The 13,387-nt window shown below is 64.5% G+C and carries 14 protein-coding genes; 6 read left to right on the plus strand and 8 right to left on the minus strand.

The features are described from left to right. Positions 1 to 109: 109 nt before the first annotated feature. The 3 genes from HCA61_RS05370 to HCA61_RS05380 all read right to left on the minus strand — a co-directional run bounded on the left by HCA61_RS05370 (position 110) and on the right by HCA61_RS05380 (position 2,558). The gene (locus HCA61_RS05370; RefSeq protein WP_169687134.1) at positions 110 to 1,138 is read right to left on the minus strand and encodes a tyrosine-type recombinase/integrase; all 1,029 of its coding nucleotides are present in this window, start codon (positions 1,136 to 1,138) and stop codon (positions 110 to 112) included. Positions 1,139 to 1,166: 28 nt separating this feature from the next. After that, on the minus strand, positions 1,167 to 1,430 hold the full coding sequence (locus HCA61_RS05375) for a hypothetical protein (protein ID WP_169687135.1): 264 nt from the start codon (positions 1,428 to 1,430) through the stop codon (positions 1,167 to 1,169). Positions 1,431 to 1,529: 99 nt separating this feature from the next. Next, positions 1,530 to 2,558: an FRG domain-containing protein gene (locus HCA61_RS05380; RefSeq protein WP_169687136.1), complete on the minus strand. Its 1,029-nt coding sequence runs from the start codon at positions 2,556 to 2,558 to the stop codon at positions 1,530 to 1,532. A 68-nt stretch (positions 2,559 to 2,626) separates the two neighbouring features. Here HCA61_RS05380 and HCA61_RS05385 point away from each other — a divergent pair, with 68 nt between their 5' ends. Both HCA61_RS05385 and HCA61_RS05390 read left to right on the plus strand, forming a co-directional pair. Further along, entirely contained in the window at positions 2,627 to 3,076 is a 450-nt protein-coding gene (locus HCA61_RS05385; protein WP_169687137.1) for a MaoC family dehydratase N-terminal domain-containing protein, read from the plus strand. Then, complete coding sequence (locus HCA61_RS05390) at positions 3,073 to 3,507, plus strand: MaoC/PaaZ C-terminal domain-containing protein (RefSeq protein ID WP_169687138.1); 435 nt, start codon at positions 3,073 to 3,075, stop codon at positions 3,505 to 3,507. The genes HCA61_RS05385 and HCA61_RS05390 overlap by 4 nt, the downstream gene beginning before the upstream one ends. Positions 3,508 to 3,579: 72 nt before the next feature. On the opposite strand, the gene HCA61_RS05395 is transcribed toward HCA61_RS05390, so the two are convergent. The 4 genes from HCA61_RS05395 to HCA61_RS05410 form a co-directional block, all read right to left on the minus strand. After that, on the minus strand, positions 3,580 to 4,041 hold the full coding sequence (locus HCA61_RS05395; protein ID WP_169687139.1) for a hypothetical protein: 462 nt from the start codon (positions 4,039 to 4,041) through the stop codon (positions 3,580 to 3,582). A 170-nt stretch (positions 4,042 to 4,211) separates the two neighbouring features. Then, positions 4,212 to 5,387, minus strand: coding sequence for an ISAs1 family transposase (locus HCA61_RS05400; protein WP_169687140.1), 1,176 nt, complete (start codon positions 5,385 to 5,387; stop codon positions 4,212 to 4,214). A 231-nt stretch (positions 5,388 to 5,618) separates the two neighbouring features. After that, positions 5,619 to 7,172 (minus strand): hypothetical protein, encoded by a 1,554-nt coding sequence (locus HCA61_RS05405; RefSeq protein ID WP_169687141.1) that lies wholly within the window; start codon positions 7,170 to 7,172, stop codon positions 5,619 to 5,621. Between the two features lie 596 nt (positions 7,173 to 7,768). After that, a complete protein-coding gene (locus HCA61_RS05410; RefSeq protein WP_169687142.1) occupies positions 7,769 to 8,344 on the minus strand; it encodes a hypothetical protein in 576 nt (191 codons plus the stop codon). Positions 8,345 to 8,932: 588 nt separating this feature from the next. On the opposite strand from HCA61_RS05410, the gene HCA61_RS05415 reads away from it, so the two are divergent. Further along, a complete protein-coding gene (locus HCA61_RS05415; protein ID WP_169687143.1) occupies positions 8,933 to 9,472 on the plus strand; it encodes an HNH endonuclease in 540 nt (179 codons plus the stop codon). Between the two features lie 25 nt (positions 9,473 to 9,497). Next, entirely contained in the window at positions 9,498 to 9,749 is a 252-nt protein-coding gene (locus HCA61_RS05420) for a WhiB family transcriptional regulator (RefSeq protein ID WP_169687144.1), read from the plus strand. Between the two features lie 60 nt (positions 9,750 to 9,809). On the opposite strand, the gene HCA61_RS05425 is transcribed toward HCA61_RS05420, so the two are convergent. Beyond that, positions 9,810 to 11,108, minus strand: a complete 1,299-nt coding sequence (locus HCA61_RS05425) for an insoluble domain protein (protein ID WP_169687145.1) — start codon at positions 11,106 to 11,108, stop codon at positions 9,810 to 9,812. Positions 11,109 to 11,401: 293 nt separating this feature from the next. On the opposite strand from HCA61_RS05425, the gene HCA61_RS05430 reads away from it, so the two are divergent. Both HCA61_RS05430 and HCA61_RS05435 read left to right on the plus strand, forming a co-directional pair. Next, on the plus strand, positions 11,402 to 12,316 hold the full coding sequence (locus HCA61_RS05430) for a hypothetical protein (protein WP_169687146.1): 915 nt from the start codon (positions 11,402 to 11,404) through the stop codon (positions 12,314 to 12,316). Between the two features lie 103 nt (positions 12,317 to 12,419). Continuing rightward, positions 12,420 to 13,382 (plus strand): RNase H family protein, encoded by a 963-nt coding sequence (locus tag HCA61_RS05435; RefSeq protein WP_169687147.1) that lies wholly within the window; start codon positions 12,420 to 12,422, stop codon positions 13,380 to 13,382. The last annotated feature ends 5 nt before the right edge of the window (positions 13,383 to 13,387 follow it).

The raw sequence follows: 13,387 nt of genomic DNA on the forward strand, positions 1-13,387 counted from the left end.
CCAACCCTGAATTTTAGCGAAGCTAATTTTCTGGGTCCCAGTGGGTCGCAGACTCCGCGAGTCGACCGGTTCCCTCGCGCCGCGGAGTCAAGGGTTCTGCGGCGTCACGTCACTGCCCCGTCTCGTTCTTCTCGATCAGTCGATAGACCGGGTTCGTGGCCGAGGCGACGCGGGTTTCCTTGCCAGCGCCTTGGGTGTAGCGCTGGGTGGTGGTCATCGACTCGTGTCCGAGCAGCCGCATCAGGGTGTAGACGTTGACATCACTGTCGGCCAGTGAGGTCGCGAAGGTGTGGCGGAGTTGGTGGACCAGAGCGCCTTTCGCGCGCTGTCCGTTGATGCCGGCGCGGCGATAGGCGCGCTCGACGCGGTACTGGATGGTGGGTGCGGTGATGCGTTCCCCATCGGCACCGAGGAAGAGCGGATCGGTGGCCCGTAGGCGCCGCCAGGGTGAGGCCGTGGGGGAGGTGCGGGCCTTGCCGCTGCCGGGGAATCGCTGCAGGCGCGAGTCGAGATAGGACGTGATCACGTCGACAAGTGCGGGCTCGGCGGTGAGGACGCGTTGCTTGTTTCCTTTGCCGTGCACGGTGATGGCCTTGACGCTGCCGGTGTCGTCGAGGTCGCGGAAGTCCCCGATGTTGAGGGTGACCAGCTCGGACAGGCGGCATCCGGTGAGCAGTGTGGTGAGGACGATGGCGAGGTCGCGTTCGCGCCAGGCGTGTGCGTTGTCGTCTTCGTCTGTGGTCAGCGCGGTGATCAGTTTCTCGACCGCGTCCTGGTCGAAGGCCTTCGGTACGGTCTTGGCGACCTTGGGGCGCAGGACCGCATCCATCGGGTTCGCGACGATCAGATCCGAGGTGAACAGGTAGCTGCACAGGGCGTTCCAGGTCGACCAGCAGCGTCGGATCGAGGCGGGGGAGTGCGTGTCGGCGTAGGCCGCGAACGCCGCGCGTATCCGGTCCTTGTCGACCACATTGCAGGCCAGGTCGTGGGCCGGAATACCGGTGTGGGTGGCGAGAAGTTCGGCGATCGCGGTGAAGTCCTGCCGGTAGGCCTTGAGGGTGGCCTCCGATGGTTTGCCGGTGCTGCGGTAGACGAGGAACTCGTCGAACCGGGCGGCGAGACTTCCTATGTTGGGCATGCGATGTTCCTGGGGTCTGGGTGATGGGTTAGTCGGGGTCCTGGATGGTCTGCCGGACGCGGACGTACGCGTACGCGCACATCGCCAGCAGGATCGTCGAGCTCAGCAGGATCGGCAGTCTGGCCGTCCAGGATGCAGCGGAAGCGAGCGCTGCCACACCGATGGTCAGAGCGCCGCAAGCCTGGATGGAGAGGGCGGCCACCTTCGGTGCAGCTTCGGTCGTGCTGCGGCTCCACTGGTGTCCGAACAGCAGGAGCAGCGCTCCAGGGAGCAGCAGGAACATCACGGTCACGGTTAGGTGGTCTCCTGACTGTCGTCGGCCGCGATTGAGGAGCGGTAGGCGCCGATCGGTTGTTGCTAGATAATATAGATTATCTAGCAAGCGGGGATTCTATGCGAAGAACGGTATGTCTCGGCGTGCACTGTGTGAGTCCGCGAAACCCGGAAGATCTGGGTAAATTGTGTTCTGCGCGTACGGAAATAGCCCGTACTTCTGAGCGTCGCGCATCTCCTTCTTGAGTTTCCGAGAGACGCCAATGAAATAGCAATCAGGGTCCTCGATGCCCGCAGTCTCGTCGGTATCCCAGACCACTGTTCCTCTCAGATCTACGGTTCCCCAGGGTTCGTCCACGATCGGTGAGAGGACGAAGAATCCACTCTGCGCGACAATCCGCAAGTTCAGTTTCGAAGGAATCCAGTACTTCGCTTTCCGTGCTCCCGCACCGGGTAACTGCATCCACTTAAGGAGCGGGCATTGGGCATTCTCATCGTCGGTCGTTCGCAGTGCAGACTGACCGAATGCGATGACGACGCCCGGTTTGTTGTCATGTTCTGGCTCGGATGCCGCCATCCAGAGGGCAACCAACAGATTCTTGGTTACGTCCAGAAGGCTCGTAGCTGCACCATGGTGCTGCAGGTTCGCGAGGAGTTCGAGGTCCGATAATCTGCGACCGTCGTGGTGGCCGAAGCCATTCACACGGGCCTGATTCAGCAGTAGTCGTTCATAGGCAAGGACGGCGTCAGCGTGCTGCTTCGAACCTGTCGAACCTGCGATCGCTTCCCTCGGCGTCTTCGCTCCGAGCTTCTCAAGCACCTCGTGAACGATCTCACGGTCACGACCAAAGTGCTCAAGCCAAGGTCGCTGCACACGCCGAGCGGCACCCGACTGCACCTTCCATTCGGCATTGGCCTGACCGCGCCACCCACAGATGCCATTGTGGTCAGCATTACGGGCGATCGCCTGCGCAATCTTGATGAACTGCGGAAGTGAGGTTGCCATCGGAACCGAGCCGAAGTCTCCGAGCGGGCGGAGCGCGCCCGGGATTCGGCACTTCTCGTACCAGTCGAGCTGCCGGCGCGAGCGGACGGGCGTAGGGTCAGCTGGTCTGGCGGTGCTATCGCTACTGGTCGTGCCGTTCACACCGCCATGCTTCCATGTCTGCAACGACACCCAGCCAGCCCCCAACCGTTCGCCGTTAGTCTCGCGTGATGCCACCACTGAATGCCAACCTCGCCGGCCGGGTCTTCCCGCCGACGACATACCTCGTCGGCCGCGAGAAGGTTCGCGAGTTCGCCCGCGCCGTGGGTGCGACGAACCCGCTGCACCACGACGTCGAGGCGTCCCGGGCCGCTGGCTTCGCAGATGTCATCGCGCCGACGACGTTCACCACCGTCGTCCAGTCCCCCTCGGTGATCCAGCTCGTCGAAACCCCGGACACCGGACTCGACCCGCACCGCATCGTCCACGCCTCGGAGAAGATCGAATACCGCCGCCCGATCGTCGCCGGCGAGGAACTCAGCACCACGCTGACGATCACCGACGTCACCGAGCGTGCCAGCAGCTCCATCCTGTCCACGATCTGCGAAATCCGAGATGAAAGCGGCGACGTGGTCGTCACCATCACCTCGTCGCTGCTGCACCGAGGAGATGACGAATGACCTACACAGTTCCTCGCTTCACGGACCTCGAGGTCGGTGCGGTTGTCGCGAAGGCCGACCTGACGGTGACCCGAGATGACCTGGTCCGCTATGCCGGCGCCTCGGGCGACTTCAACCCCATCCATTTCAACGACGCCGTCGCGACCAGCGCAGGACTACCGGGCGTTCTCGCCCACGGGATGCTGACCGCGGCCCTCGGTCTGCAGGTCGTCACGGACTGGGTCGGCGACCCCACCACGGTCGTCTCGTACGAGACCCGGTTCACGCGGCCGGTCGTGGTCGACCAGGTGAAGGGTGCCGAACTGTCGATCTCGGCGAAGGTGGCTCGACTCGACGACGAGGAACGCACTGCACGAATCGACGTCACCGTGTCCGCTGAGGGACAGAAGGTCCTCGGGAAGACCCAGGCTCACCTCAAGTTCTCCGCCTGATCTCGTACAACCGCGGCAAGGCCCTGCCACCACGTGTGGCAGGGCCTTGCGCTGCAGTGGGTTACCCCCGCATCACGGCTGCATCCACACGTACTGGGATGTCCCGAACGCCGGCACTCCCAGCGTCTGGACCGTCAGTAGGCTCGCGCCCGCACCAATCGGGATGTCGACTCGAGTGGGTCCGGGCCTGTCCACCGTGACCGTTACCGCGTGGCCGAACGGCGCGATGCCATTCACCCATTCCAGCTTCACCGGGACAGCGCACTCTGGGCTGGCGCCGAAGTTGCCCGTCGGCGTGAGTGTCACCCCGAGCAGGTCCGTTCGGCCGGGGACGGTGTCCCTCGATATTTGGATCGGACCGCCGCATCGGTCGAGGTTGACGACGGGCCAGACGTTGTCTCCGCCCGGGCTCGGTGTGACCGGCGGTGATGCCGCCGATGCGAGCCCGGCTCCGGAGATAGCCAGGGCTCCTGCCGCAGCCGCTCCGGCTGCTATCTGAACCGCACGTCGCACTGCACCGTTGAGCTTGCTCATGGAATCCCCTTGATCGTTGGTGAACTGGCGGCCCGACGGTACGGAGCCGCTTCACCAGATCGCAGGCTCGCTCGATCCATCCATCTCGGCTGAGGGTCTTCACTCATTGAGGCCCGTTGGGTTCACCAGGGTGCCGTAGTTGTTGACTTCCGAGGCTGTGAACTGCGGTTTCATGCGCTCAACACCAAGTCGACCGCGTGATGAGGGCTGACCGCCAGTCGCCGGCACGCCCGGGCGATGTTCGACTCCCCAGCCCGACGATGAAGACTGATCACCACATTCCTGATCGTCGCCATCACCTGGGGACCCTGTCCTGTGCGGACGGTGGATCGGTCCTCGCCGAACGTCACATCCCGCACATAGTGGATCTTGTTCTCGATGTGCCAGTGTCCACGAATCCACGACGCCAGTAGCTTCGGTGGCGCCTGCTCGCACGGCAACGAACAGACCGCATACACCACCTCGACGCTCCAGGTCTCGGAGCCGATCGGTCGTCGACGTCGGATGATCTGAATCGCCTGTCGGGCATAGGGAAACCGCAGGCCACGGGTGACGGTGACGATCTTGTAACTGCGGGACTCCTCCCGGCCGTGGCCGCGCTCGACCGGATCGGACCACACCACCGGCACTTGCTCCCACGGCTGGTCCCGCACGCGGGCGAGCAGACCCGGCTGGTTCGCTTTGACGACCATCACGTACTCGGCGCGACACTGCTCGCGCAGGCACTGGGCGGTCGCCTTCTGCGTGTGCATCGCATCGACGGTGACCACCGCTCCGGCGATATCGAGACCACGCAACAGTGTTCGGACCGTGGGGATCTCGTTGGACTTGTCGGCGGTGCGGCGCTGCCCGAGGACGATGGCGTCGCCGTGGGTGACCGCCGAGACCACGTGCGGAGCCACCCGATCGGCGGTGCGGGCGCCGCGGATCGTCTTGCCGTCCACCGCGACGGCCACCCGCCCGGCGTCGGTGCCGGCCCGGGCGGCCAGGTGCCGGCCGAGCACCCGGTCCAGGGCGTCACCGTCGATGCGGCCGAACACCTGCCGGATCGTGGCCTCACTCGGTACTCGGAATCGGATCCCACAGCGTTGCAACACCTGTGGTGATGCACCGGTGGCCCAATCGGCGATGGCGTAGAACGATCGGGCTCCGGCGGCGACCGCGGACAGAGCCACCACAATCAGCGACGGCAGTCGGTAGCGGCGACCGCGTCGAGCCCGCGGATCGGGTACGTCCTCGAGCGCGGTGAGCAGATCCGGCACCTGCATGTTGTCCGCAGCGACACCGCTCCAGCGGGTCAGTTGGTCAAGGCAGGGGTCGATCAGGGACACTGTCCCGGCGGGCATGGGTGACTCCTTGTGGACGATCCGGTGCGTGAGACACACCCATGATCAATCCCTGTCCCCATGCCCGCTCAATCGGCCCGAACAACGCCCTCGAATTCCGCAGAACCCCAGCTCAGCAGCCTACTGGTCAACAACTACGGCACCCTGAAGTACAGGTCAGCACGGTACAAGTGCTCCATGACCTCANTTGGGTTCACCTACTGGGTCGGCACGACTGGGTCGGGCACAGCGTTAGTCCACGATGACGGTAGGCACCAGCTCAGGAACATTCCATCCAAATAACCGTCCGATCCATTGATCCACCCGTCGTGACGTGAGTGCCCCGTCCACGATCATGGGGGCGGTCAATATCGGCGCCGGCGCCGGTGCGCCGGCCGGAACCTCTTTCAAGACCATGAAGCAGTAGAGGTCAACGAACTCGTATGCACTCTCGAGGAGCGCTGTCGCCATCGTCGCCAGGTCCGCTACAACGGGATCCGGTCCGGAGGAGAGCGGGTCTCGGGCCGCTCGCCAGATTCCGAGTCGGTGTGCGTGGTTGAGTGTGCTTGGAAGGGACTCGATGTTGATAACCGCGGTTCGACCGCTCCCGTAGTCGCGGGTGTACGCGTGTGCGGCGTCGATCCGGGTAGCGTGAATGTAGTTGCGCAGCTGGTTGGCGAAGTACATCAACAGCTGCAAGTCGTGAAGCTTCGCAAGTTCAGGTGTATCCGGGTAGTACGGATCGACGAGCTTCTTGAAGGTCGCGCCCGAATGCAGGGACGACCTCGGCTTGGACACCTCCGTGTTGATGCACCGTTCGTGCATTCGACCGAGAGTGTCGACGGCCGCGATGAGATAGAGCAGCTCACGGTCGAAAGCCTCGCTGATCTCCTCCTCGGAGTCCTCGTCAAGCCTGCCCTTTTCGATTCGGGACAAAGCGCGGAGCAGGTCGTCGACCGCTCGAGCTGCTCGCTGCAATCTCGCGTCCACCGTTCTGGTTGCTGTGACAACTTCTTGGTCTTGGAACTTGAATGCCGCCACCTGATTCATCAACCGCAGGAACGGAATTTTGACCTCGATACACGTGCTGTAGAGACCAACCAGCGATTGCATGCCAACCTTCTTGCGCCCATCCGGAGTCACCCATATGCGGCGTGATCCGGACATACGCAGGTAGTGGCCGATCAGACTCACGGCTCCGTCAGGATCGCACAACGCGATCCAATCGTTTTCTGCCACGTCCGGTCGACCGACCGTCGCCATCGTGCTGACGATCGCGTGCACACTACGTGCGCATGCGGCAGCCAGCGCCGCACTTCGGACGCGAAGGCCTTTCGGAATCGGTTCTCCGATTCCGGCCGCTATGTCGAGATCTACATAGACCGGGAAGAAGTTTGCGCGGTGGACGGATCTACGTTCCCCCTTGTGGAAAGTTTCAACCCAGAACTCGACTGAGTCGCCCATCGTGCTCGCGCGTTCGACGGATTCGAATCCGATCACCGCTACGTCCGAGTCGGGGAGCGCCGCCTTCCAGGCCCTAACAACCGGAACCTCACCCTCGGACTCGAAATGGATGAGCTGAACGCTCACATCCGGGCGCTGCAACGCATACATGAAATCGTCGTCCTCGAGCAGCCTCTCGGGCAGTGTTGCGACGTCTAGCGCAAGCTCAAGAGGGCCAGGGGCGCCTTCGCGGGGAAAAAGGGGTCCGGAAGATCCGGACCCGCCCCGCACGTACCTGCAGAAGCGATGTTCCGGTGTTCCTATGGGCAGTTCATCGGCATTGAGCACACCAGCATCAACCATGTCGAAGCCTCTCCCTCGATCGATTCGGTGATCGATAATCAACCAGTGCGCAGAATAGTGCCGCACATAGACCAGGGAGCTCAGCCCACTAGTTGCCGGCAGCAGGCGTGCGCTCACCCGGACAGCTCGACGCTATGCAAACCGAGTCCACCAGGTGCCGTATCCAACACCGATCCCTGTACATCTACGGGCCTTAGAATGTCACTTCTGACGCACGAGCCACTGCGTCGAATCAGATCAAGCAGATAGCCGGGCGAGCGTGCTGAGGTAATACGAGCCCATCAGGTCGGTGTGAGCTATAGCCTCCGTGAAGCGTGATTACCGACTTGTCAACCAATCCAATTCGCGGACGGCCCAGTACCACCCGACATAGGTGAACACCCCGCTCGTCGAGGGTGTTCACCTATGTCGCGTTGTGTTCACCTATTGAATCTGCGGACGCGATCGGGCCCCGATTTCCCTCATATCTCCGCTCCAGCGGGTCAGATTCGGCAGCTCGTCGGCTTGATCGCGGCGCAATTCCCATACCGCTACCCCAGAAGACGGCCATCCGACTGGGATAGGTGTCGGGCGGCCGTCTTCCGGTACAAGCCAGGTCAACGCGGAACGGCGTAGGTGGTGTAGCGATCCCAGACGACGACCTGCCAGCCGTGTCGAACCTCCACCCGATCCACCACTCCGTGGCCGTAGGACTGTCCGTTGAAGGAGAGGGTGACACTGGTGCGAGGAGCCAGATTGTGGGGCTCCTCCTCTGGGGTACGGAGCATCCCTGTCATGGCATCTTCCAGGGAATACGCCTGGCGCTCCTCTACTCGCAGGGTGCTGCCCGGAGTGTCGTAAAGATCGTTGTCCTTGCGGAGCGCGGCGTCGATCGACCCGGACCTCTGCCCCCTTGCGGTGAGACGGATGTTTCGGGCGACCCCGGCCATCAGTGCGAACTCGTGGGGGTCGAAGCTCTCACCCTCCAGGTATCCGACCACCTGGGCAACCACCATGGCGGCGTTCGCTTGCACCAACTCGGTCTGGTCAGGGGTGAGCACCTCTTGACTGCGCCGTGAGGCGGAGTCCCAGTCGCGACGGTGTCCCGCCCGGTCGAAGCGGTACGGAGCGTCGCTCCAGTCGTGTGCATTGATCTCGGCTGCCAGATGGGCAGCCAGCGGAGAAAGGGTCATCGGAACTCCTAGTGTCCTAGCGTGCAGCAGAGCGCATCCCATCGATGTGCCGCACGGAGAGCGAGCATGCTCTCTGGTCAGCAGAGTACACCGCGGAGACCAGATTGGGCGAACAGTCTGTCGCGGTTGCCTTGAGCGTCGCGACCCAGGCTCCGGCCAGCCCTTCCTAGCACTAACCGGAATCGAACTCGATTCCCCGATAGGCCCCTGACGATGGCCTATCCCGAAAGCGCGGTCGGCGGACGCCAGCAGCGAGCGAGCGCAATATCTGCAACACCTCCCCGCCCTCGCGTGGCACACTGGGCGGCCGGTAGCAGCCACCTACGACCAGGAAGGACACTCGAATGCACACCAGCTCGTACCCGCAGCGCATGTCGCAGCCGAAGATCCAACTCCTGGACCGGCTCGCTGAACACTCCGGCACGACCGCCGGATTCCGCGTCTACTGACGCCCCTCCTCTCGGGGCGTGCGCGCCCCGACCTCCAGTCACCCCCGAGGTGACTTCCGGCCGACCCCGGCCTCAACGGGACGAGCACACCTCGAGAACCCGCCACTCCCCCTGCGAGAGAACGAGGTTGTCGATTGCCATGCACCGCCCACCCACCGCCATCACCGCCCGCACCTGGATGAACACCCGCGTGCGGGTCCTCAACGTCACCTACGAGGACTTCGACGTCGTACCGGCCGCCCGAGCGGTGGTGCTGCTCAACGAGGAACTCGCGATCACCTTGGTCGAGCACACTCCACGCTTCGTGGTGCGATCGCAGCACGTGGCGATCCCTCTGCCGCACACGATCCAGCTGCTCGAGTACGTCCACACTCCCCCGCGACCGGCGATCGATGATGACACCCGCGCGAGCTTCGCAGCGGTGCTCGCTCGCGACCACCACCGGTGCGCGTACTGCGGCCAGCCCGGTGCCCGGACGGTGGACCACGTATTTCCCAAGAGTCGCGGCGGAGGAGACCACTACGGCAACCTCGTTGCCGCCTGCTCGGATTGCAACGGCCGCAAGGCAGACCGCACCCCCGAGGAGGCCGACATGCCGCTCCTGTGGGTGCCCCGGGCACCCCGTACCGATCAGAAGCGCCAGCAGGCCATCTGGCGCGAGTTGGCCCCAACTACCTGAATCGCCTGGAAGGAGGCGCATCCCGATGACAGTCACGCTGACCCTGACCGACCTGCTCCCCATCTCCGAGGACGCCACGGACTGGGACGTCGCCGCTTGCCGTGGAGATCAGCACCCGGACCGATGGTTCCCGGACCCGAGCGAGTCGTTCGACTACGCCGCCAGAATCTGCGCTCGCTGCCCGATCGCCGACGCGTGCGGCACCTACGCCAGCGCGACCGGGCAGACCGGCGTCTGGGGTGGCCGTGAATACCGTCGCGGCAAGTTGATTCGCTGAGCACACGACAGCGGGCTCCACACCAATGCTGGTGTGGAGCCCGCTGCCTTGCTGCTGCGGTCAGCCCGCGATCGGCGCAGCCGGATCCGAGGCCGGGGCAGCCCCGAAAGCTGCGATGGCGTCACCGACCGCCGTGCTGATCAGGTTTCCGCTCAGACCCGGCGTGGCGTCGTTGAAGAACGTCTCGAGGGTCTGGTCGACCTGGTCGAGGATCTGTTCGCCACCCGCCTGAGCGCCGACGAAGTCCCGGACCTGCGTGTCGAGGGCCGGGGCCGTCTCGGTAGTGAACGACTGAACCGCGTCGACCACGGTCGCACCCACCGGATCCTGGGACCACTGATCGAAGGTGGTGTCCACCTGCTCGGCGATCTGGTCCTCTTCGACGTCCGGGACCGTCGTCTCGATCGGGGTGGCACCCTCGCCGGCTCCGTAGGCGGTACCAGCCGCGAGGCCTGCGGCGCCACCAATTCCGGCGCCGATCGCACCACCGGCAACGCAGCCTGCTGCAGCACCGATCGCGGCGCCGCCGGCAGTGCCCGCGACACCGGTGGTGATCGGTGCGGTTCCGGGGATCGGGGAGGGAACCCATCCGCCCAGGACAGCACCACCGATTCCACCGATCGTGCCGCCGATGAGCCCTGCCGGAACTGCTGTGGCCGCACAACCGGTCGCGAACCCGCTCACCGCGCCGAGCGCCGTTCCTGCCACCTGCCCGGAGGCGACCTTTTCGGCTTCGGTGGTTTCCAGACCAACCGAGCGCCACGCGTCGGTGACCTGGGCTTCGATGACAGCCGTGGTGTTGTTGGTGCGCTCGGCGTCGATGTCCGAGACCCAGTTCGGCTGATCGAAGATCACTCGTCCGACGCGGATCTTGTCCTTGGGAGCTTCGATCGGGAGCGTCGGATCGATCACCGGCGTGGGTGCATGCAGATTGCTCCAGTCGACCTGGGGCGAGGTGTTCTCGGAGTAGTTGGTACCACCCGAGTAATCGTCGCCTCCGGAGTAGTTGTTGCCCCCGGAGTAGTCGTTGCCGGACCAGACCGTCTGCGTCACGCCACCGCCGGTTTCCGGGTTGTACGCCCGCGTGCCGCGGTTGTACTGGGGCGGCGGAGCGACCCAGAACGACTCCTCGGGCTCAGGAGCACTCTGCACGGGCGCGGGTTCCGGAGCTGCCGGCGTCGGGTTCGGGTTCGACCACCCGGACTCCGGTGCGCTGTCCGAAGGATCCGGGTTCGACCACCCCGACTCCGGGGCGGCAGTGGCGATCCCCGCGCCGGTGACGGCGGTCATGCCGATACCAGCGGCAACCGCCGTCGGAGCAATCCACGAGCTTCGTGGCTTGCGGTGCTTCTTGGCCATCTGTTGTTCCTCCTGTGCTGCAGCCAGAGCTGATACCGAGTTCCCGGCGACTCCGGGACCGGTGAGCCTGTGCGACGCGGGGCCCCGCACGTTGTCGCAAAGGTCGCGCCGACCGTAGAGCGGAGCTTCTCCACTCCCACCCGACGCCGAGTGAAAAGCGTTCGCATGCAGGGCAAACAAGCGATGACCTGCGTGGAGAAGCATGGGGCTACGGTTCTGCGCACCGACCACCAGACCGACCCGATACGAGGAACGCCATGGCACGCGGACGCGTAGAACCCGACACACAGCCAATGCCCGGGAACGACGAGTGGGACAGCGACGACCCATGGGCTGAGGAACCAGTCACCGACGGACAGAGCTTCACTCCCGGGTACGACCAGGGGTTCGGCGACGAGTACGTCGCGGACGAATTCGGCGGGGGCACCGACGGCTTCGACGACGCCTCGGAGGTGACCGCTGCGTTCCCCGCGGTGACCCCTGCCCCTTTACCCGACTACGAGCCCTGGGATCCGCGCGCCGAGTCCGAATACCGTGGTGCCGATCACTACGAGAGATCCGACTATGACCACCACTCTTCCGACGCCCGCACAGCAGATCCCTACGGGGGCATGCCCGAAGGGGACTTCGACACCGACGCGTTTCTTCGGACTCCCCAGAAACCGACCCGAACCCCCGCGGGAAAGCGTCGTCGCGTCGGCGTGGTCGCTGTCGTCGCCGGGGTTGTGGTCCTCGGCGCCGTTGCCGTCGGCACTTTCCGGGGCGGCTTCACAGATCAGGAATCCTCGGCGGCGGTAGGTACAACCGCTGCCGTCACGACGACCGCGCCGGCGACGCCGAGCACCGTCGCTTCCGCTCCTGCTCCCGGGGACACCACCAGCGGCCCCGGGGTGATCCTCGGCTTCGACAACGCGTACTACGAGCAGCGCAACGGTGCCGCCGCTGCCGGATACCTCGTCGCCAGCCAGAACACTCCCGCCACCGCGCAGGCAATCCAAACCGACATCGACCGACTCGACCCGCTGACGACCCACAACATCGTGATCACCAGCACCGAGACCGAGAACGTCTACAACGTGCGACTGACGGTCACCACCCCTGACGGCGTGAGCCACGAGTACCACCAGCAGTACACGGTGGTCTCAGCCGGAGGACGGTTCTACATCGCGAACAAGCTGAGCTGCGACTCGGTCTGCCCGACCCCCTGACAGTGCGACAGCCGGGGACTGAAACATCCGCCGCCCGAGGAGGTTCTGTGGAGGCGTCCCCGACAACCCGGTCCTGCGGACCGATCCCCACAGAGGAGGATTCATGCCCACGCTGTCGCCGCTCCACGCCATCCTCAGTCCCGTTGCACTGCACGCATCATGGAGGAACTGGCAAGACCGCACAGAAAACACGGTGGTCGCGGGAGTCATTCGCGTCGATCGACCCTCCCCCGATCTGACGCAACGCATCCGGCCGCACAGAGCCGTTGTGACATATCAAGGCATAGATGGCCACACCACGACAGTCCCCTTCGAACGTGACCACACGCAGCGCGCCGAAGCGGTAGTACTCGATGCGTTCGAGCACTTCTATGCGCTCGCCGAACAATCCATCATCCGCCCCGCCTTGTACATCGACCATTCGGGAGTTCGCGCCGAGACACGACGATGCGCTGCGAGCTTCCCCGCAGTCGTCCTCACAGCGAGTCCGCTCGGCTGCCTTTCCGAACTCTTCCATGCCGCCGGACGCGCTCTACCCGAGGTACCGAAATCGTCGAAGAACCCCGACCCGACCCGCAGCGGCAAACGGGAGTCGATTCTGCAGGTCGCCACCGACGCGTCGAAGCGTCGCGGCCGCGCCGGTGTCGGCATCAGCGCAGTGGACGCCGCCGGCAGGGTCTACGTCGACTACCTACCCGACGTGGAGAGCATCAACTTGGGTGAGTGCCTCGCGATCGAGATGGCGGTGCGCCGACACATTGGCCAGCTGGAGATCCTCACCGACAGTCTGCACGTCGCTACCTACCTGCAGAGCAACGATCCCGACGTCCCCCGTTGGCTCATTTCGAGTCACGCCGGCCGAGTCCGGGCGCTGAGGGAGAAGCTGCAACGGACCGGAAGCACGGTGCGCTGGGTCCGTGGTCACGATGGGCATCCACTGAACGAGGTGGCCCACCGGGCAGCGATTGCGGTGCGCCGCAACAACGAGTTCGACGTTTCTCCAACCGTCGCGTCGGACATGTACCGGAGGATCGGTGGTGACGCAGTTCAGTTGGTCGCTGCATGAACCGT

It is taken from the genome of Rhodococcus sp. HNM0563 (genome assembly GCF_012726195.1).
Lineage (GTDB): Bacteria > Actinomycetota > Actinomycetes > Mycobacteriales > Mycobacteriaceae > Rhodococcus.

What these genes read in the sequence shown, in the direction of transcription:
- HCA61_RS05420 (WP_169687144.1), top strand. Translation starts at nt 9,498, where the DNA reads ATGACAGTCACGCTGACCCTGACCGACCTGCTCCCCATCTCCGAGGAC.
- HCA61_RS05415 (WP_169687143.1), top strand. Translation starts at nt 8,933, where the DNA reads ATGCACCGCCCACCCACCGCCATCACCGCCCGCACCTGGATGAACACC.
- HCA61_RS05410 (WP_169687142.1), bottom strand. Translation starts at nt 8,344, where the DNA reads ATGACCCTTTCTCCGCTGGCTGCCCATCTGGCAGCCGAGATCAATGCA.
- HCA61_RS05400 (WP_169687140.1), bottom strand. Translation starts at nt 5,387, where the DNA reads ATGCCCGCCGGGACAGTGTCCCTGATCGACCCCTGCCTTGACCAACTG.
- HCA61_RS05395 (WP_169687139.1), bottom strand. Translation starts at nt 4,041, where the DNA reads ATGAGCAAGCTCAACGGTGCAGTGCGACGTGCGGTTCAGATAGCAGCC.
- HCA61_RS05405 (WP_169687141.1), bottom strand. Translation starts at nt 7,172, where the DNA reads ATGGTTGATGCTGGTGTGCTCAATGCCGATGAACTGCCCATAGGAACA.
- HCA61_RS05430 (WP_169687146.1), top strand. Translation starts at nt 11,402, where the DNA reads ATGCCCGGGAACGACGAGTGGGACAGCGACGACCCATGGGCTGAGGAA.
- HCA61_RS05425 (WP_169687145.1), bottom strand. Translation starts at nt 11,108, where the DNA reads ATGGCCAAGAAGCACCGCAAGCCACGAAGCTCGTGGATTGCTCCGACG.
- HCA61_RS05385 (WP_169687137.1), top strand. Translation starts at nt 2,627, where the DNA reads ATGCCACCACTGAATGCCAACCTCGCCGGCCGGGTCTTCCCGCCGACG.
- HCA61_RS05370 (WP_169687134.1), bottom strand. Translation starts at nt 1,138, where the DNA reads ATGCCCAACATAGGAAGTCTCGCCGCCCGGTTCGACGAGTTCCTCGTC.
- HCA61_RS05390 (WP_169687138.1), top strand. Translation starts at nt 3,073, where the DNA reads ATGACCTACACAGTTCCTCGCTTCACGGACCTCGAGGTCGGTGCGGTT.
- HCA61_RS05435 (WP_169687147.1), top strand. Translation starts at nt 12,420, where the DNA reads ATGCCCACGCTGTCGCCGCTCCACGCCATCCTCAGTCCCGTTGCACTG.